The following is a 17,345-nucleotide window of genomic DNA, read 5'->3' as shown; positions in this document are numbered from 1 at the left end:
ATTCTACCTATATGTAGTAATAAAATATTAGCAGGATTTTTTTAATTCTACCTTTATATAGTATTTTATGAGTTTTCTTTTTTTATGATCCAATAGACTAAATATTCATAATTAAAAATGAAACAATAAGGCATATATTTGTGTCAAGGAAGCAACGCCTGAATTTGATGGCACGATCGTGTATCTTCATAATGGGTATGTGCCGATTTATAAAGAGAACTTTCTAAAATTCCTATGAGAGTCCAAAGAACCAATAAAAAGCAAACATCAGTCCCGGTGTTTTTGCTTTGGTCTCATCCATCGAAAATGCTTTAGCTTCGCTCACGGGAATCTCAACGACTTCTATCATCTCAACACCTACACCACCGCCGTTATTAACCCGCATTGATTCATTCACACGTGCGTAGTAAAGCGTCTGTACCGATCCTGCAAAGCCAACTGCCGTATAAAATGATGTGAGACGTTCTATATGTTCTAAGGGAACATCGTATCCACACTCTTCTAGAATCTCTTCGTATGCAATTTCTACAAGACTTATATCTTTATCCACAATACCGGCACACAACTCATACGTATAGCCATCATTATTTTTAAGGTATACCGGTGGTCTAAACTGTCGAACGACAATCAACGTTTCATGCTCTTCATGGTACAAAAGGATAGCCACACTGTCGTGTACTTCGACCATGTCCCAACTCTTTTTTATCCCCGCTTGTACATAATTTATCCGCTTAGGTCTAATGTATTCGGAAATATCGCAGGAAACAATTTTTATATCAGAAATCAAAGAAGTCTCCTAAAACGGTTTGGGTTTAAAGGTTTCACTGTCGACATAATAGGTTTCATGAAAATCGAAATACGGTTTTCGGACCGGTTTGTTGTTCAGTGCTTTTTTAAATACTCTGTCCATTTTATCCCGAATAGCAATAAAGGCTCTACGCTCTTTACCCGTAAAACCTTCCGTTTTTTTCTTCATAACACTCAGCGGATCAATCGCACTGCTTCCACGGTACATCCCAAAATGTAAATGCGGCCCGGAAGACAATCCGGTATTTCCGACGTACCCGATCATTTCACCTTGCTTCACTTTCATACCGGAACGGATCCCTTTTTTAAACGATTTTTGGTGCGCATAGAGACTCGTTAAACCGTTACTATGACGTATCTTTATAGTTTTCCCATATCCGGTCGAATAGCCGACGAAACTCACGCGCCCTTCCCCGGTTGAGAGGATCGGTGTCCCCGGACGAGCTCCGAAATCAACACCCAAATGGGCCCGATAACGATGCAACACGGGATGATAACGGCGTTTTGTAAAACGAGAGGTTATACGGGGATTACGGATCGGGAGTTTGAAGAGAAATTTCTCATACTGCCCCCCTTTTTCATCATAAAAACGTCCGTCAGTATGGCGATAAACACGTACACGTTTTCCATTAATTTCCACCATCGCACCATGAACTTCGGGCATCGAAAAAGGCTTTCCTAAACGGTATTTTTGGGTGTATACCATAATGATCGGGTCACCTTTTTTTAGCCCTTTACGAAAATCAACTTTTCCTTTAAACATTTTTACAAAAATAGAGGCTAAATTTTTTGATCCTGTTGTTTTTAAAATATCATCATAAGGAATGGTCTGAATCGGGACATAAAGAGTTTCCGTAAACTCCTCACTAATGATCGGAATCACTTTCGTTTCATAACGTTTTTTAGGGGTGAGATAGATGTGCAGCTGTAATTCATCATTAACCGGAATCAAAATTTGATGAATAAAATTTTTATTATCGACAACCATTTGACAATTAGCCGTGTAGGGGATATCTTCGGTCAGTTTTTGATCCTCTTTATCGAGGTTGTAATAAACGTGTAAAGGAAGTTTTTTTCGCTCTAAAAAAGTGAGGAAACTCTCGCCGTCTTTCCATTTAAAATACTTAACAGTACCGCCAAAAAGGAGAAGGGGCAATAACAGCAATACAAAAAAACGACCCATTCCTATCCTTGACCAAAATACACATCAGCAGAGCAAAAAAGAATTAAATGATAGCAAAAATTCTATTTACAAAGAGGTGTTTGGCTATAATAATCTCTACTTACTTTACCAAAAGGTTACCATGATGCGCATCTGGCTTATTACTCTTATCGCTTGTAGCGTCTTAAACGCTTCTTCAATCACCGCACCTCTCCTCGAAGTCGAAGGGGAGCGTGCAACTATCGTTGCCGAGAACTTGCGTGAGGGGATGAGCGGTTTTATTGTTCGGAAATTCGATGCTACCCATAGTACGATTATCGCTAACGCACGCGTTGAAAAGACGAATCCATCAAATAACCGTGCTATTCTACAAATAAGTGAATATACCGGTCTGCGTCAAGATGCGCTTCCTAACGGTAACTGGACACCAAGAGCATCTGATTTGGCCGTGTTAGCCTACGATTATGAACGTGCTCTTTTAATTGCTCCGAATGATGATACTTATGACGCCGTCGCTAAAAGCATCTCAGGTGTTGAATGGATTCATCCTGATAACTATGCAACGTTTCTCTCTAACGAAGGGCATCAAACCCCTTTAGTTGACGATTTTAAACGCTACTGCACCGCAAATTCAGTCGGATTGCTCTATATCCAAAGCGCAAACCATCTCTTTACCCTTGATTGCAAAAGTTTTACAATGCTCCAAAATACCCCGTTTGCCAAGGTTTCAGAGAAAGAACAAACCCCCTTTTATACCCGTATTCCGACAATTCGCGCAGCATGGTGGGGTGAGGGAAGTTCTAGTTTGGACAGCTATGAACCTTACTACCTTGAAGAAATCGCTTTAAACAATTCAAAAAACAAAGAACTATATGAGCTCTACAAAGCAAAATTTAGCGATAAAAGCGCACTATTACACAATTTTGATTTGAAGGAATAACGATGCTCGCATCCGGTGCCATCGATTTTTTTACCAACTTACTCGGCCAAGAAAATGTTTACAGCGATAAGGCACATCTCATTGCCTACAGTTATGATGCAACACGCGAACGGTTCGAACCCGATGCCGTCCTTTTCCCCCGCCATGAACAAGACGTAAGCGATATTCTTCGCTACTGCAATGAACACCGTATCGTTATTGTCCCGCGCGGTGCAGGAAGCGGTTTTACAGGTGGAGCGCTCCCCTCCTCGGGCGGTATCGTTTTGGCATTCGAAAAACATATGAATAAAATCCTCGAAATCGATATGCAAAATATGGTCGCTATCGTTCAACCGGGGGTAGTCAATATGGAACTCCAACGTGCGGTTGAAGAGGTAGGATTATTCTACCCGCCCGATCCGGCAAGCCAAGAGTACTCGACTATCGGCGGAAACGTTAACGAAAATGCGGGCGGTATGCGAGCGGCCAAATACGGCATTACAAAAGACTATGTGATGGCCATGCGGGCAGTGCTCCCTAACGGTGATATTATCAAAGCGGGCAAACGTACCATCAAAGATGTTGCCGGCTATAACATCACAGGGATTTTGATAGCGTCGGAAGGGACACTTGCCGTCACTACCGAAGTGACTCTAAAACTTCTTTCAAAACCAAAAATGACCAAAACAGCAATGGGTATTTTCCCTACCGTACATGCGGCGATGGAAGCGGTATATAAAACGATGGCAAGCGGTGTTACCCCCGTTGCTATGGAGTTTTTGGATAACCTCACTATCCGCTCCGTTGAACAAGTCTACAAAAAAGGGCTTCCGATCGAAGCAGGAGCAATTCTTGTTACCGATGTAGACGGGAACCTCGAAGAAGACCTCGATTTTCAACTCTCAATTATCCAAAAAGTCTTTCAAGAAAACGGTTGCAGCGAATTTAAAATCGCTCAAAATAAACAAGAAGCCAGTGACCTCTGGTTTGCCCGCCGTAATGCGAGCCAATCACTTTCAGTTTATGGTAGTAAAAAGATCAATGAAGATGTTACGGTTCCCCGCTCCGCTCTCCCTGAACTGCTTAAAAAATTTGATGCAATTGCTAAAAAATACAACATCAATATCCCATGTTTCGGTCACACCGGCGATGGAAATGTCCATACCAATGTCATGGTAGACGGCAAAGACCCCGAACAGGTCAAAATCGGTTACGAAGCGATTCGTGAAGTATTCCAAGCAACTATCGATCTAGGTGGAACCCTAAGCGGTGAACACGGTATCGGACTTGCTAAAGCCCCTTATATGTCGATGGCATTTACCCCTGAAGAGATGGCACTGTTTCAATCTATTAAACGTGCATTTGATCCCAACAACATCCTCAATCCCTCTAAAATGGGTCTTGAATAAGTGATAAATCTAAAAGCATCATTCCGACACATTCGCCTTTTTTTCTTGATGCTGTTTGATCGGGAAATCACGGTGTATGCCTCGAGCTTGAGCTTTTATACCATTTTTACCGTCGTCCCGCTTCTCATTATTTCCCTCAGTTTAATTGCAAATGTTCCGGTATTTGAAGAGCAATACGCCAAAATCCAAATCTTTATTTTTGAGAATATTATGCCCGTACAAACCGCCGCTATTGCCGGTTATTTGGAATCGTTTTTTCAAAATTCGGTACAGCTTGGAGTAATCGGTTTTAGTACAATGATCGTCTCCTCTCTCCTCTTCTTTCAAAATTTTGAACATATCGTCGGTAAAATCTTCAAAACTTCTAAACGTGGAATCTGGGATGCCATCACTACCTATTGGACCCTAATCAGCCTTACCCCGATAATCCTTATCGCTTCTATGACTTTAAAAGCCTATTTGGAGGCTAATGTCAGCGGATTCGCGCTGGAAGCCCTTTACATTTTCCCTTTCTTATTGTTATGGGGAATCTTTTTCCTCATCTATAAAATTGCAGTGAACGCCGATGTCTCTCCCAAAGCTGCCGCCATCAGTTCATTTATCGTTGCCGTTGTATGGGGATTAGCGAAGAATAGTTTTATCCAATACGTCTTTTATAACAAAACGTATGCCACCATGTACGGCTCTTTCTCCGCACTTATCTTCTTCTTTTTATGGATTTACGTCTCTTGGATTATTGTCATCTACGGGATGAAGCTATGCTATCTGATAAACCGCGCTACCCAGCGTAGCAATTCCTAATATCCCCAACACCCAAAAAGCCTCTTTTCGCCACATCGCCCCCAACGCCAATATAACACTGAGTATCCCCATCCACATAGGGATCAATACTCTGTTACTATCTCCTGATTCAAACATTTGCAGCAGGTACGGATCAAACCAATCTCCCCACGATGTGAGATGCAATACTAATACAGCAGGATAATAGAGATTAAAAAGAAGTGCAAGGGGAATCGAGCCTATATGCCACCATCCGAATGTCCCAAAAATAGAGAGTGATATCGGTAAAAGGACTAAATAGCACCAAACATGAAGGGCTAAAAATATCTGCCAAGGTTTCCAATGCTCATAATAACGGATAAAAATAAAGATCGAAAGAACTCCAAACGAGGAGAACCAAAAACCCAAAGAGAAAAACAGTGTCGGGAAAAAAGCAAGCAGCACACCGACCGTAATAGAGAGCGTTTGCAATGAGACAATCTTGATCCCCCGATCATAAAGCCAATACCCCACGGCTATCATCCCGAACGCCCGCACCATAGGGGGGATAAACTCCAATGCCCATAGATATAAGAAGAGTATCCCCAAAACCATAAAAAATAGATCACGGTTGCCGTGGCGGTAGGGGAAATAACGGTTTTGTAACCACCGATACGGCGGTCGCAGGAGAAAATAAGCGATCAATGAAATAATTCCGTAGTGATAACCGCTGATCGAGAGGATATGACTAAGCCCCATCGCTCCTACAAGGGATTGAAACTCCTGCGACATCGGAGTAGCCACAAACAGTGCACCGTAAAGTTCCCTCATCCATTGATCTTCATGGACGGATGCAATACGACGGTACCACTGCTCTTTAAGACTCAAGGAGGGATACACTTCGGTGATAGCACCGCGCGTGTGCATCCCTTTTAAAAAATCCAAAAATGTGACTTTCGCTACCTGAAGCTCTACTTGAACTTCCCGTCCCCTAAGATCGCGCAGATAGGGGCTCAACGCGACTCGAACATGAGAGCCGTTTTCGAGCCGAAGCTTCATAGAAGTCTTAGGCATATCGTTAATCAATCGTACTTCCTGATCAATCACTTCCGCCCGTATCAGCGGATCATCAAAGGTTTTGAGCTGAGTAAATTGATAGTTTTCATACGAAAGCGATAGGGAGGCAATAAAAAGGAGAAAGAGAAAAAAGAGGGAGCCGCTTTTAAGATCGAAAAGATCGACCCGCTCTAATTTAGACATTAAATAATCGGCATTGAAACGTTTTCAACACCTTCATCGATATTCATCGTCGCACTTTTCATATCGATACTCTCATAGACGATTTGTGCCGCACCGAATGTCGGTTTATCGACAAAGCGGGTGAATTTTTTCTGGAACATCAGTTTCACATGTCCCGTAGGACCGTTACGCTGTTTACCGATAATAATCTCCGCTTCCTCTTCCTCTTTCTCGACGTATTTGGAAATAAACTCTTTTCCCGCGCTTATCGCCTCTTTCTCCCGCTCTTTTTCCTCTTTGTAGAGATAAACATCGTTCCGATAGACGAAGAGGATGATGTCGGCATCCTGCTCGATCGAACCCGATTCACGGATATCGCTGAGCATCGGACGCTTATCGGAACGTGATTCGAGGCCACGATTAAGCTGAGAGAGGGCGACGATAGGAATTCCGAGTTCACGCGCCAACATTTTAAGTCCGCGTGAAATTTCACTCACCTCTAAGTGACGATCTTTTCCCCCCGTACCGTTCATGATTTGGAGGTAGTCGATAACCGCTACTTCGATCTCAGGATGACGGGATTTGAGTTTGCGGAGTTTGGAGCGGAGCTGATGGATATTGATGGAGCCGTGATCATCCACAAAAAGTTTGGAGCGGCGCATCTTATCGACCGCATCGTTCAGCTGTTTGTACTCTTGCGGATTCATATCCCCGACACGAAGACGCTGAAGTTGAATCGAGGTTTGAACACTCAAAAGTCTCAACATCAACTGCTCCGCCGGCATCTCTAACGAGAAAAAAGCGACCCCTTTCCCTTTGTCGAGGAGATTTTGAACCATGTTGAGGGCAAAAGAGGTTTTTCCCATTGCCGGACGGGCGGCGATAATAACCAAATCCCCTTTGCCGAATCCCGTCGTCATTTTGTTCAGCTCCGCATACCCCGTATCGACACCGACAAGGACGGAATCGCCCCGTGCTTTCATCTCTTCGATATACGCCAGCGTCTCATCGGCGATTGAGGGGGCATCTTTAAAATCGGTCGCTTGAGAACTCTGCGTTATCTCATAGAGCTTTTGTTCAACCAAATCGACGACGTCGTTTCCGCTAAGTTCTTCTTCCAAAGTTACCCGCTTAATCTCAGTCGTGAGAGTTAAGAGATGACGTTTAATCGCTTTATCTTTGATCTCTTGAACATATGCTTTGGTATTAGCAATCGGATTGGCGGTGAGAATTTCAACCATTACCCGCTCATCAAATTTTTGTTTTGCAGTTAACTCTTTACGGATAAATTCTTCATCGATAGGGAGGTCTCGATGACCTAGAGCTGTCATAGAGCGGTAAATCTCCTGATGCGCCGAAAGGTAAAAATCTTCCGGTGTCAATACTGCATCAAACTCATCAAACTGAGCCGGATCAAAAATGATAGAGCTGAGGACGGAACGCTCAAAAGCTAAGTTATACAGTGATTCTTCCATTTAGTCCTCTTCTTTTGCCATTTTTTCTACCTCTTCGACGAAACGATCAACCAACTTATCTTCTTCAAGGCGTGCTACTACTTCACCACGCACCATCACCAATCCCGAACCCTTACCGTAGGCGATCGCGACATCGGCATGTTTCGCTTCTCCGATAGCATTAACCACACACCCCATAACGGAGAGATCAAGCGGTTTTTTGATATGTTTTGTCCGCTCTTCAATCACCGCTACCGCAGAGACCAAATCGGCTTCAATCCGTCCGCATGTCGGACAGGAGATGATATTAGGTCCCTCACGAGCCACACCGCTGTCTTTTAGAATCGCCCGACCGACTTTGATCTCCTCTTCGAGTTCCCCCGTAATGGAAACGCGCATTGTATCGCCGATACCCTCTAGCAGCAACGTACCCAATCCGATAGCACTTTTGATGGTCGCATGAAAAATTGTCCCCGCCTCAGTCACACCCAAATGAAACGGATAGTTATTTTTTGGACGGAGAAGGCGATACGCTTCGACGGTACGCTGAACGTCGCTCGCCTTGAGTGAAACTTTGATATCGGTAAATCCCAAATCTTCGAGATATTTGATATTGTACTCGGCAGAAGCTACCATTCCCTCGGCGCTTTGGCCGTAACGCTGTTCAAACTCTTTTTCCAAACTTCCGGCATTAACCCCGATACGAATTGGAATATTACGTTCCTGACACGCTTTGACGATCTCACGAATCCGTGATTTTTCGCCGATATTTCCGGGATTAAATCGGATACAATCCACTACTTCCGCCGCAATAAGGGCGAGCTTGTAATTAAAATGGATATCAGCTACAAGAGGAAGAGAAATTTGTTCTTTGATCGCCTTAAGAGCACGTGCATCTTCCTCATCGGGAACGGCAACACGGACGATATCACATCCGGCAAAATGGAGACGATTAATCTGCTCAACCGTAGCACCCACATCGGCGGTTCGTGAGTAGGTCATTGACTGTACCGAGATCGGGGCATCACCGCCGATAGGAACATTACCGACAAAAATCTGTTTAGTTGGGGTGCGTGTTATCATGGGTAGATTGTAGCTTTTTGGATGTTAAAATTACGTAAACTCAATCGGATCCATATCGATCTCGCAAATCGGTGATTTGACATGTTTTATTGCACGGATCAAATCGGTACTTTTATCGCTTCTCAATAAGATTTGGAACCGATATTTATCGGCAATTTTTTCGATAGGGGAAGCACCGAATCCGACAATCTGAACCCTCTGCATCTGTTCTATTTCTCTCACTGCCTCTTCCATCGCATTTTTTGCTTTTAGCGCATTTTTATGTGCATAGAGCAACCTTGCCAACTTTTTGGTCGGAGGATATCTAGTGTTACGAATTCGCATCTCGTCGATCAAAAACTTCTCATAATCATCCAAATAGCCTCGGAAAAAAGACTCGTTAAAACTTTGTACAATCACTGTCGCATTCTGTTTTCGACCGCTACGTCCTGCAATCTGTACTAATAACGATAATGCCTTTTCACGTGCGCGATAATCGCTTTGGGAGAGAAGATTATCGATTCCCATAACGACAGCAAGGGTAATATCATGATAATCATGTCCTTTTGAGAGCATCTGTGTTCCGACGAGCAAATCGATCTCACGGCTATTAAATGCTTCAAGTACTTTAATCAGTTTATTTTGAGTTGTGATAATATCACGATCAAACTGCTGTACCCTCAAATTTTCACTTAGTTTACTGAAATGCTCTACCGCCTCGGCTGTCCCCAATCTTGCGGTACGTAACGCGCCGCTTTGACATTTCGGACACACTTTCGGCAACACTTCGGTGTAATTACAGTAATGGCATTTAAGGGCATGTGAGTTTTTATGCTGAGACATCCCTACACTGCAAAACGGGCACTCCACATGGTAGCCGCACGTATCACATACCGTGTATTTAAAATTGGCACGCGTCGGAATAAAAACAATCCCCTGATGTTCTTTATTGAAATTGTCCATTATTGCATGGTCAATACTTGGCGTTAACGCTTCGAGCGAAGGTTCAAATACAAAAGTTCGTTTAGATTCAAAATACCCTCCCTTCAAACGAAAAAAAGGATATTTTGCATAACTGCTCAAACTCGGGGTTGCACTCCCCAATACAACCGGAATTTTGAGCAAATTTCCGATATAAACTGCCATATCCCGTGCATTGTAACGCGGGCGTGAAGAAGATTTATAACTCTCATCGTGCTCTTCATCCACAACAATCAGCCCCAAATTCTGAATCGGCAAAAACAATGCCGAGCGGGGGCCGACGATGATATGCGCCACGCCGTTATGAATCTTTTCTAACGTCACTTTTTTTTGCTTCGGTGTCATTTTTGAATGCCATAAGACAACCATATCACCGAAATGATTTTTAAACCGTATCTCCATTTGAGGAGTGAGAGAAATTTCAGGAAGCAGCAACAATGCCCTCTTCCCTTCACTTAGGACTTCATCCATTCGTCGCATATAGATTTCGCTTTTCCCGGCCCCCGTATCCCCGAATAAAAGTGATATGTTATGAGAGCGGATAAATTCAAGCGCTTTGGACTGTGATTCAGAGAGAGTTATGTTTACAGGATTATAGGAGTACGTATGCAAAACTTCTTGTTCTACCACAGTATGCGGAATAAATAGGTTGAGAGCTTCCCCTAGTGAACACCCATAATATTCCGAGATAAATTGAGCAAATTGAATTTGTCTCTGGGGATAAAAACTCTCAGAAATTCTAAGGATATTCTGCGTCAGAAAATCAGGTTTTTCGCTCTCTTCTATGATAACGCCCTTCATTGAGCGATTCGAGAGAGTTATTTCCACTTCTGTACCGATAACAACGGAATTTTCACAATGATAAGTAAGGGGTTCAAGAGGAGAATTTAAAAGGGCTATGCGGTAAAAATACACAAAATCTCCCACCTACTTTTAATGTGGAGATTATAGCAGATTAGGTCAGTCAATCAAATCTTGACAAAATAGACCTGCATTACCTGCGGCGGCTCTATCACAGGTAAACCTACCGCTTGCTTGGGTGTAAGTAAAAGTCACAGGTTGCCCCATAATTTGATAGGTATAAGTAGCAGCCCCCGTTTTCATCCAATGCCCATTGGCGTTTGCCGATATGATCCCATATTGCAATAAAGTACCGCCATTCGTACTATTTGCGTCATTATCATCAAAAAGAGTTTCTCCGACGGTATTTAGTGCTCCGTCATCTAACTGATTGATAAACGTACCGCTCCCTTGTAATAACCGTCCCTGCCGTTCACTTGCAATCGCCGCACGAATTGCGGATACATCACTGCGCCCTTTTGCAATCTGCGCATCGTCTCGAGTTGCCGCAAAACGGGGAATTGCTATTGCCGCTAAAATACCCAGTACAACAATGACAAATATCAACTCTATCATTGTAAAGGCGTTCCGTTTCATTAATAAATCCCTAATTCTATTGCACTGAGTTTTACGATTGCATTCAATCGGCAAAAATCAGCTCAATTTTTATTTAATACGCTTCCACTTTTAATGTGGAAACGTAAAAATACAATTAACGCGCGACTTGTGATCCACCAAAAATATGTGGGCTTCTACTCACAACATCAACAACTGCTGCTTGAACACCTGCACAAATTGGAGTAACACCCGCACCATTCGCAACACTAAGATTTCCATCTGCTAATGTACCGTTCAATGTAAAAGTAATACAACTATTATTGTTATCATCAACAATATTATATACACCGCCATCTGCTAAAGCTGTACCAGCTCCCTGAGCAAAAGGTACATTTGTCACATCTCCTAATGTAGCTCCGGCCCATGTTCCTTGTGCTGTATAACGAGCACCAAAATCAGTTACTGCCGTAGCCACATCTGTAGCCATTGTAGAAATACGTGCATCATCACGTGTTGCGGCAAGACGCGGAATAGCAACCGCTGCTAAAATACCTAAAATAACGATCACGAAAATCAATTCGATCATAGTAAAACCTGAACGTTTCATGGTTTACTCCTTAGAAATTTAAAATAGTGATTACTCTTGTAACCCTATGCTCATTATGAATTGCTTTATCTTATAGTTTGTTTAAATTTAACAATAAAATACAAAACGATGTTGATACGGGTATTTAACAGAGAATATGGCATAATTTTTACAAAATCAAGGAGATACAATGAAAATCGCTGTACCCGTTATGGATGAAAATCTTAAAATGGCCGGAAATGCCGGACATACCCCTTACTTCGCCGTATTTAACCTTACTGGAGGCATGTTTAAAAGCTTCACATTGGAAGGGCTTCGTGCCAATCCAAAAGTTGAAGGAGAGACTCCTCACGATCACGATGAGCACCACACCTGCGACCATGACGAAGGAGACATAGAGCATATTAAAGCACACGATACGATGGCGGATACAATCGAAGACTGCGATTATCTTGTGGTTAAAATGGCGTGTAAAAATACAGCCAAGAGTATGAGCAATGTCGGGGTAAAGCTTCAAAAATATAATGGAACCGAAGCACTGGCACCGAAAATATTAACGGAATTGGCGGCTCAATTTAAATAATCCTCCACTTTAATTCTCGTTTATAAATTGAAGGCGTATAATTCGCACCATAAATGAAGCATTTGCTTTAAATCTTCGTCGTTATACAGTATAACGATGAGCCCTAAAAGGTAAAACAACACCATGATTTCCGCAGAGATTGAGACGTTAGGCATAAAAAACAGTGGAAAGATCTTCCATAATCTCAGCTTCGATGAGCTGATCCAACATGAACTTGATAATGGTGAATGTCGCCTTGCAAGCAGCGGTGCAACCATGGTCGATACGGGAATTTTTACCGGTAGAAGCCCGAAAGATAAATATTTTGTAAACCAAGATCCTTCCAATAACTACATTGCATGGGGAGATGTCAATAAAAAAATTGATAAATCAGTTTTTGATGAACTCCTCGTTGTCGCCCGTGAACAACTCTCTAACAAAGATCTCTATGTTACTGACGTATTTTGTGGATCAAGTCCTACAAGCAAACGCTCCGTACGTTTCGTCTCTGAAATTGCATGGCAATCCCATTTTGTTAAAAACATGTTTATTCGCCCGAATGAAGCGGAACTTGAAACTTTCAAACCCTCTTTTACCGTGCTCAATGCATGTAAAGCGGTTAATGAAAAATGGGCGAATCATGGACTAAACTCTGAAGTTTTCGTCCTCTTCAGTGTTGAAGAGAATCTCTGCATTATCGGCGGTACATGGTACGGCGGAGAGATGAAAAAAGGGATTTTCTCTATGATGAACTATTGGCTTCCTCTAGAGGGTAAACTCCCTATGCACTGCTCTGCTAATGTCGGAGCTACAGGTGATACTTGCTTGTTTTTTGGACTTAGCGGTACGGGAAAAACCACCTTGTCTACCGATCCTACACGTGCACTTATCGGTGATGATGAGCATGGTTGGGATGATCAAGGGGTCTTTAACTTTGAAGGGGGATGTTACGCAAAAGTGATCAACCTCGATCCTTCCAGCGAGCCGGAGATTCACAATGCCATCCGCCGCAATGCACTACTTGAAAATGTCGTTTACGATGAAGACGGTATCGTTGATTATACCGACGGTTCTAAAACGGAAAACACACGTGTATCATACCCCATCGAACACATCGATAATCATCAGCCTTCCTTGATGGCGGCTCATCCGAAAAATATCATTTTCCTCTCTGCCGATGCGTTCGGTGTATTACCTCCTGTGAGTAAGCTTACCAAAGAGCAAGCAATGTACTACTTCCTCAGCGGCTATACGGCTAAAGTTGCGGGAACAGAACGTGGAATCACTGAGCCGGTTGCAACATTTAGTTCATGTTTCGGCGAAGCATTTCTTCCGCTTCATCCAACTGTCTATGCAAAACTCCTTGGTGAAAAAATCGATCAACACGGTGTAAACGTTTATCTCGTCAATACCGGATGGACAGGTGGTGGATACGGTGTCGGTAAACGGATGAGCATCAAAGATACCCGTGCGTGTATCAATGCTATTTTAGACGGTACGATCAATGAAAGCGAATTCGACACAACCAACACATTTGGTTTCCATATCCCTAAAACACTAGGCTCTATCGATCCTGTTATCCTCAATCCTCGTAATGCATGGCAGGATCGTGACGCGTATCTCGTTCAGCGCGATAATTTAGCGGCACTTTTCATCAAAAACTTCCAGAAATATACCGATGGACAAAGTGAATTTGACTACTCTGCTGCAGGACCAAAACTTCCATAACTCTTCCTTGTACTTTTCTTTTTCATAAGAAAAGTACCAAAAGAAAATCGCCCCCACAACAAAACGCTATCGGTACGCTTTTGCTCTACGGCAAGCGACCTCGCTCTTGGTGTGTTATGGGGGCAATATTTTTATTTTATATTTTTGATTGTAGTATTTAGAAAGAAAAGGTACAGAGCGAATGCTCTGTACGGAAGATTAACAAGAGTAAGTAGATTTGAATTCGAATGCAGTCGGACGAGCTTCGTCAGGCCATACTTGTGTTTCGAATTTGTAGTTTTGGTAAGTATCCAAGAATTCTGGAGTCATAACCGGTTGCAAGAACTCGTTATCACGGATCAATGATTCCAATGCACCGCGTAATGTATGCGGCATTTGTGGAATACCTTTTTCACGGATTTCATTCAAAGAAAGTTCAAACAAATCTTCATCCATCGGTCCGACCGGTACCATTTTGTTTTTGATACCATCTAACCCTGCAAGCAACATTGCGGTAAACGCAAGGTATGGGCATGAAGTTGAATCCGGGAAACGCATTTCGATACGTGTCGCTTTTTCGCCCGCACCGTAAGGAACACGGCAAGAGGCAGAACGGTTTTGGCTAGAATAAGTCAAAATCGAAGGAGCTTCGAAACCTGGGATAAGACGTTTGTATGAGTTTGTTGATGGGTTTGTGAACGCTGCAACTGCGCGAGCATGTGCAAAGATACCGCCTACATAGTGAAGCGCTGTTTCAGACAAGTTGCTGTAGCCACCCTCTTTATAGAATGTATTTTTACCGTCTTTCCAAATTGATTGGTGAACGTGCATACCGTTACCGTTATCTCCGTAAAGCGGTTTAGGCATGAACGTAACCGTTTTACCGTTAAGGTGCGCAACCATTTTGATAACGTATTTGAGTTTTTGAACATTGTCCGCTGCTTCTACAAGGGTTCCGAAAACGATACCGATTTCACCTTGACCTTGTGCAACTTCGTGGTGACCGAGAACTACTTCAAGACCCACTTGCTCTAATGCCAACATCATTTCAGCACGAAGATCAACCATAGTATCGATCGGTGCTACCGGAAAGTATCCACCTTTAGTACGTGGACGGTGACCCGTATTGAAACCGTCTTTAAAATCTTTTGCATCATTCCATGCACCCTCTTCGGTATCTACTTCGTAGTATGAGCAATTTACTTCGTCGCGGATTTTAACATCGTCGAATACGAAGAATTCATTTTCAGGACCGAAATAAGCAACATCACCTACCCCTGCATTTGCAAGGTGCTCAAGTGCTTTTTTAGCGATTGCACGCGGACATTTTTCGTATGCTTGACCTTTGTAAATATCATAAACATCACAGAAAACGATAATGGTAGGATCAGCAGTAAACGGGTCCATAAATGCAGATTCAGCATCCGGTTTAAGCAACATATCTGAGCGATTAATCGGCTGCCATGCATCGATAGAAGAACCATCAAATGGTAGACCGCCTGTAAAGTGACCGGCATTAACTGCGCTCATACGATAGCTCACATGGTGCCATGTCCCTTTCATATCGGTGAAACGGAAATCGACGAACTGAACGTCATTCTCTTTACAAAAACTGAAAAACTCGTCTACGTTATTTACGAATTTACCCATGCAAATCTCCTGAAAATAATAAAGTTAGAACAGTATATCAAAAGTTGACAAAAAATAAGGGTTTTGACATGATTAAAATTTAATCATTTCCCGATCTCTAGCTCGGTAAAGCGCACATTTATCATAACCGACGGATCGGGCCATTGCTTCTATTTCATCGCTGAACAATCCGATTTGATCACTCCGATGCGCATCTGAACCAAACGTAATCGGTATCTCTAATTCAGCAATCGTTTCTAGTAAAACAGGAGATGGATATGCTTCCGCAATAGGTTTTCGATACCCTGCCATATTGATCTCAATACTCATATTGGCTTTTTTAATCGCTTTTAGAGCCCCTTGAGCTAAAATTCGAATGTCTTTAGTCGGTAAGAATTTAAATACTTTTAAGAGATCTAGATGACCGACAATGTCAAATTTTCCGCTCTTAGCCATAGCTTCGATTAAAGAAAAATAACGCCGATAAATCTCATCAATATCTAAGCCCTCATACCGACCGATAAATTCAGGATTATCAAATCCCCAATCATCGATAAAATGGACACTCCCGATCAAATAATCGCAAGGCCGGTTCAAAACTGCATCATCCATATAGCCGGGGAGATAATCGACTTCATACCCTAATAAAACGGTGATTTGATCCGTGTATTTCTCTCCCGCTTCTTTTACCCATAATTCATACAAGTCCATTTGTTCAAAACTCATTCTGTATTTCGGATCGTAGTGCATCGGGGCATGGTCAGAGAAACCAAAATACTCAATTTTACACGAAATAGCAGCCTCTACATACTCCGCTACGGTTCCGGTAGCATGGTTACACAACACCGTATGGTTATGAAGATCGACTTTCATGAGTACACCCTAAGTAAAAATAATGGTTTTAATGTTATTATAGTGCAATTTTAAATCGTTTGGGGATAAGAGATCATGACGCAAGAAGAGTTAGATGCGCTAATGAATGGTGATATAGATTTAGATGTAGGATATGAAGAAGAGCCGGCAGAAGCAGTTGAGGCTCCTGTATCTTCAGAAGAAACACACAGCGATGAATCTTATTACAATGAGACAGATGCAGATAAATATCGTGTTTCCGCCATGCACAGCTGGCCGCCGCCCCCACCTACCGATGATAACAAAATGGTTCATCAGCTCGATGATGTCACCAAAGAGAGTGAACAAAAGGCAACTGAAATCTTTGATCTTATCGAAGGGATCAGCAATGACCTAGGACAAGGGGAAAAAGATGTCAAAGCACTTAAAGCTCTTATTAAAAATAATATCAACCTTTTTACCACGTTAACTGGCAAATTTCCACACATAGATACTTTTAAAACTCAATTAGAAGAAAATGAGAAAGCACTCGAACATTTAGAAAGTGTCCTTGAAATGCTTCAAAACGGTGGAGACACCATCATGAATATCATGGATATTATGCAATACCAAGATATACACCGTCAAAAAATTGAACGTGTAATCAACGTTATGCGTGCTCTCTCCACCTACATGAATCATCTCTTCGCCGGAAAAATCGATGATAGCAAACGGGTCAGCTCTGCGGTTCATTTACCGGGTGACAGTACCACTGAAGATGTCGTAAGCAGTGATGATATCGAAGCATTACTTGCTTCTTTTGGGCAAAAATAAATAAAC

General features: G+C 42.5%; 16 protein-coding genes. 6 read left to right on the top strand and 10 right to left on the bottom strand.

The annotated features are described in order from the left end of the window. Positions 1–232: 232 nt before the first annotated feature. Positions 233–787 carry an NUDIX hydrolase gene (locus tag RMO68_RS01465; RefSeq protein ID WP_310438931.1) on the bottom strand — a complete coding sequence of 185 codons (555 nt, stop codon included), beginning with the start codon at positions 785–787 and terminating at the stop codon, positions 233–235. A 9-nt stretch (positions 788–796) separates the two neighbouring features. Further along, entirely contained in the window at positions 797–1,990 is a 1,194-nt protein-coding gene (locus RMO68_RS01460; protein ID WP_310438930.1) for a peptidoglycan DD-metalloendopeptidase family protein, read from the bottom strand. A gap of 124 nt (positions 1,991–2,114) precedes the next feature. Between RMO68_RS01460 and RMO68_RS01455 the strand changes: the two genes are divergently transcribed. From RMO68_RS01455 to RMO68_RS01445, 3 genes are read left to right on the top strand one after another with little or no spacing between them, the layout of a single operon-like run. Continuing rightward, entirely contained in the window at positions 2,115–2,909 is a 795-nt protein-coding gene (locus tag RMO68_RS01455; RefSeq protein ID WP_310438929.1) for a plasminogen-binding N-terminal domain-containing protein, read from the top strand. Between the two features lie 2 nt (positions 2,910–2,911). Continuing rightward, the gene (locus RMO68_RS01450; RefSeq protein WP_310438928.1) at positions 2,912–4,297 is read left to right on the top strand and encodes an FAD-linked oxidase C-terminal domain-containing protein; all 1,386 of its coding nucleotides are present in this window, start codon (positions 2,912–2,914) and stop codon (positions 4,295–4,297) included. Then, the gene (locus tag RMO68_RS01445; protein WP_310438927.1) at positions 4,298–5,098 is read left to right on the top strand and encodes a YihY/virulence factor BrkB family protein; all 801 of its coding nucleotides are present in this window, start codon (positions 4,298–4,300) and stop codon (positions 5,096–5,098) included. Here RMO68_RS01445 and RMO68_RS01440 read toward each other — a convergent pair. The 6 genes from RMO68_RS01440 to RMO68_RS01415 form a co-directional block, all read right to left on the bottom strand. Beyond that, positions 5,054–6,316: a ComEC/Rec2 family competence protein gene (locus RMO68_RS01440; protein ID WP_310438926.1), complete on the bottom strand. Its 1,263-nt coding sequence runs from the start codon at positions 6,314–6,316 to the stop codon at positions 5,054–5,056. The genes RMO68_RS01445 and RMO68_RS01440 overlap by 45 nt on opposite strands. Continuing rightward, positions 6,316–7,770: a replicative DNA helicase gene (locus RMO68_RS01435; protein WP_310438925.1), complete on the bottom strand. Its 1,455-nt coding sequence runs from the start codon at positions 7,768–7,770 to the stop codon at positions 6,316–6,318. Before RMO68_RS01435 ends, RMO68_RS01440 begins: the two co-directional genes overlap by 1 nt. Continuing rightward, positions 7,771–8,832, bottom strand: a complete 1,062-nt coding sequence (ispG, locus tag RMO68_RS01430) for a flavodoxin-dependent (E)-4-hydroxy-3-methylbut-2-enyl-diphosphate synthase (protein ID WP_310438924.1) — start codon at positions 8,830–8,832, stop codon at positions 7,771–7,773. A 30-nt stretch (positions 8,833–8,862) separates the two neighbouring features. Then, positions 8,863–10,707, bottom strand: coding sequence for a primosomal protein N' (locus tag RMO68_RS01425; RefSeq protein WP_310438923.1), 1,845 nt, complete (start codon positions 10,705–10,707; stop codon positions 8,863–8,865). Positions 10,708–10,752: 45 nt separating this feature from the next. Continuing rightward, positions 10,753–11,229, bottom strand: coding sequence for a type II secretion system protein (locus RMO68_RS01420; RefSeq protein WP_310438922.1), 477 nt, complete (start codon positions 11,227–11,229; stop codon positions 10,753–10,755). Positions 11,230–11,344: 115 nt separating this feature from the next. Next, a complete protein-coding gene (locus tag RMO68_RS01415; protein ID WP_310438921.1) occupies positions 11,345–11,797 on the bottom strand; it encodes a prepilin-type N-terminal cleavage/methylation domain-containing protein in 453 nt (150 codons plus the stop codon). A gap of 169 nt (positions 11,798–11,966) precedes the next feature. Between RMO68_RS01415 and RMO68_RS01410 the strand changes: the two genes are divergently transcribed. Beyond that, on the top strand, positions 11,967–12,359 hold the full coding sequence (locus tag RMO68_RS01410) for a hypothetical protein (RefSeq protein ID WP_310438920.1): 393 nt from the start codon (positions 11,967–11,969) through the stop codon (positions 12,357–12,359). Between the two features lie 123 nt (positions 12,360–12,482). Then, positions 12,483–14,066, top strand: coding sequence for a phosphoenolpyruvate carboxykinase (ATP) (gene pckA, locus RMO68_RS01405; RefSeq protein WP_310438919.1), 1,584 nt, complete (start codon positions 12,483–12,485; stop codon positions 14,064–14,066). 198 nt (positions 14,067–14,264) lie between these two features. On the opposite strand, the gene glnA is transcribed toward pckA, so the two are convergent. Further along, entirely contained in the window at positions 14,265–15,695 is a 1,431-nt protein-coding gene (gene glnA / locus RMO68_RS01400; protein ID WP_310438918.1) for a type I glutamate--ammonia ligase, read from the bottom strand. Positions 15,696–15,767: 72 nt separating this feature from the next. Beyond that, positions 15,768–16,547 (bottom strand): histidinol-phosphatase, encoded by a 780-nt coding sequence (locus tag RMO68_RS01395; protein WP_310438917.1) that lies wholly within the window; start codon positions 16,545–16,547, stop codon positions 15,768–15,770. Between the two features lie 75 nt (positions 16,548–16,622). On the opposite strand from RMO68_RS01395, the gene RMO68_RS01390 reads away from it, so the two are divergent. After that, entirely contained in the window at positions 16,623–17,339 is a 717-nt protein-coding gene (locus RMO68_RS01390; protein ID WP_310438916.1) for a chemotaxis protein, read from the top strand. The last annotated feature ends 6 nt before the right edge of the window (positions 17,340–17,345 follow it).

This window comes from Sulfuricurvum sp., from assembly GCF_031427015.1.
In the GTDB taxonomy this organism is placed as follows: Bacteria; Campylobacterota; Campylobacteria; order Campylobacterales; family Sulfurimonadaceae; genus Sulfuricurvum.
This window is presented reverse-complemented; position numbering and strand designations above follow the sequence as displayed.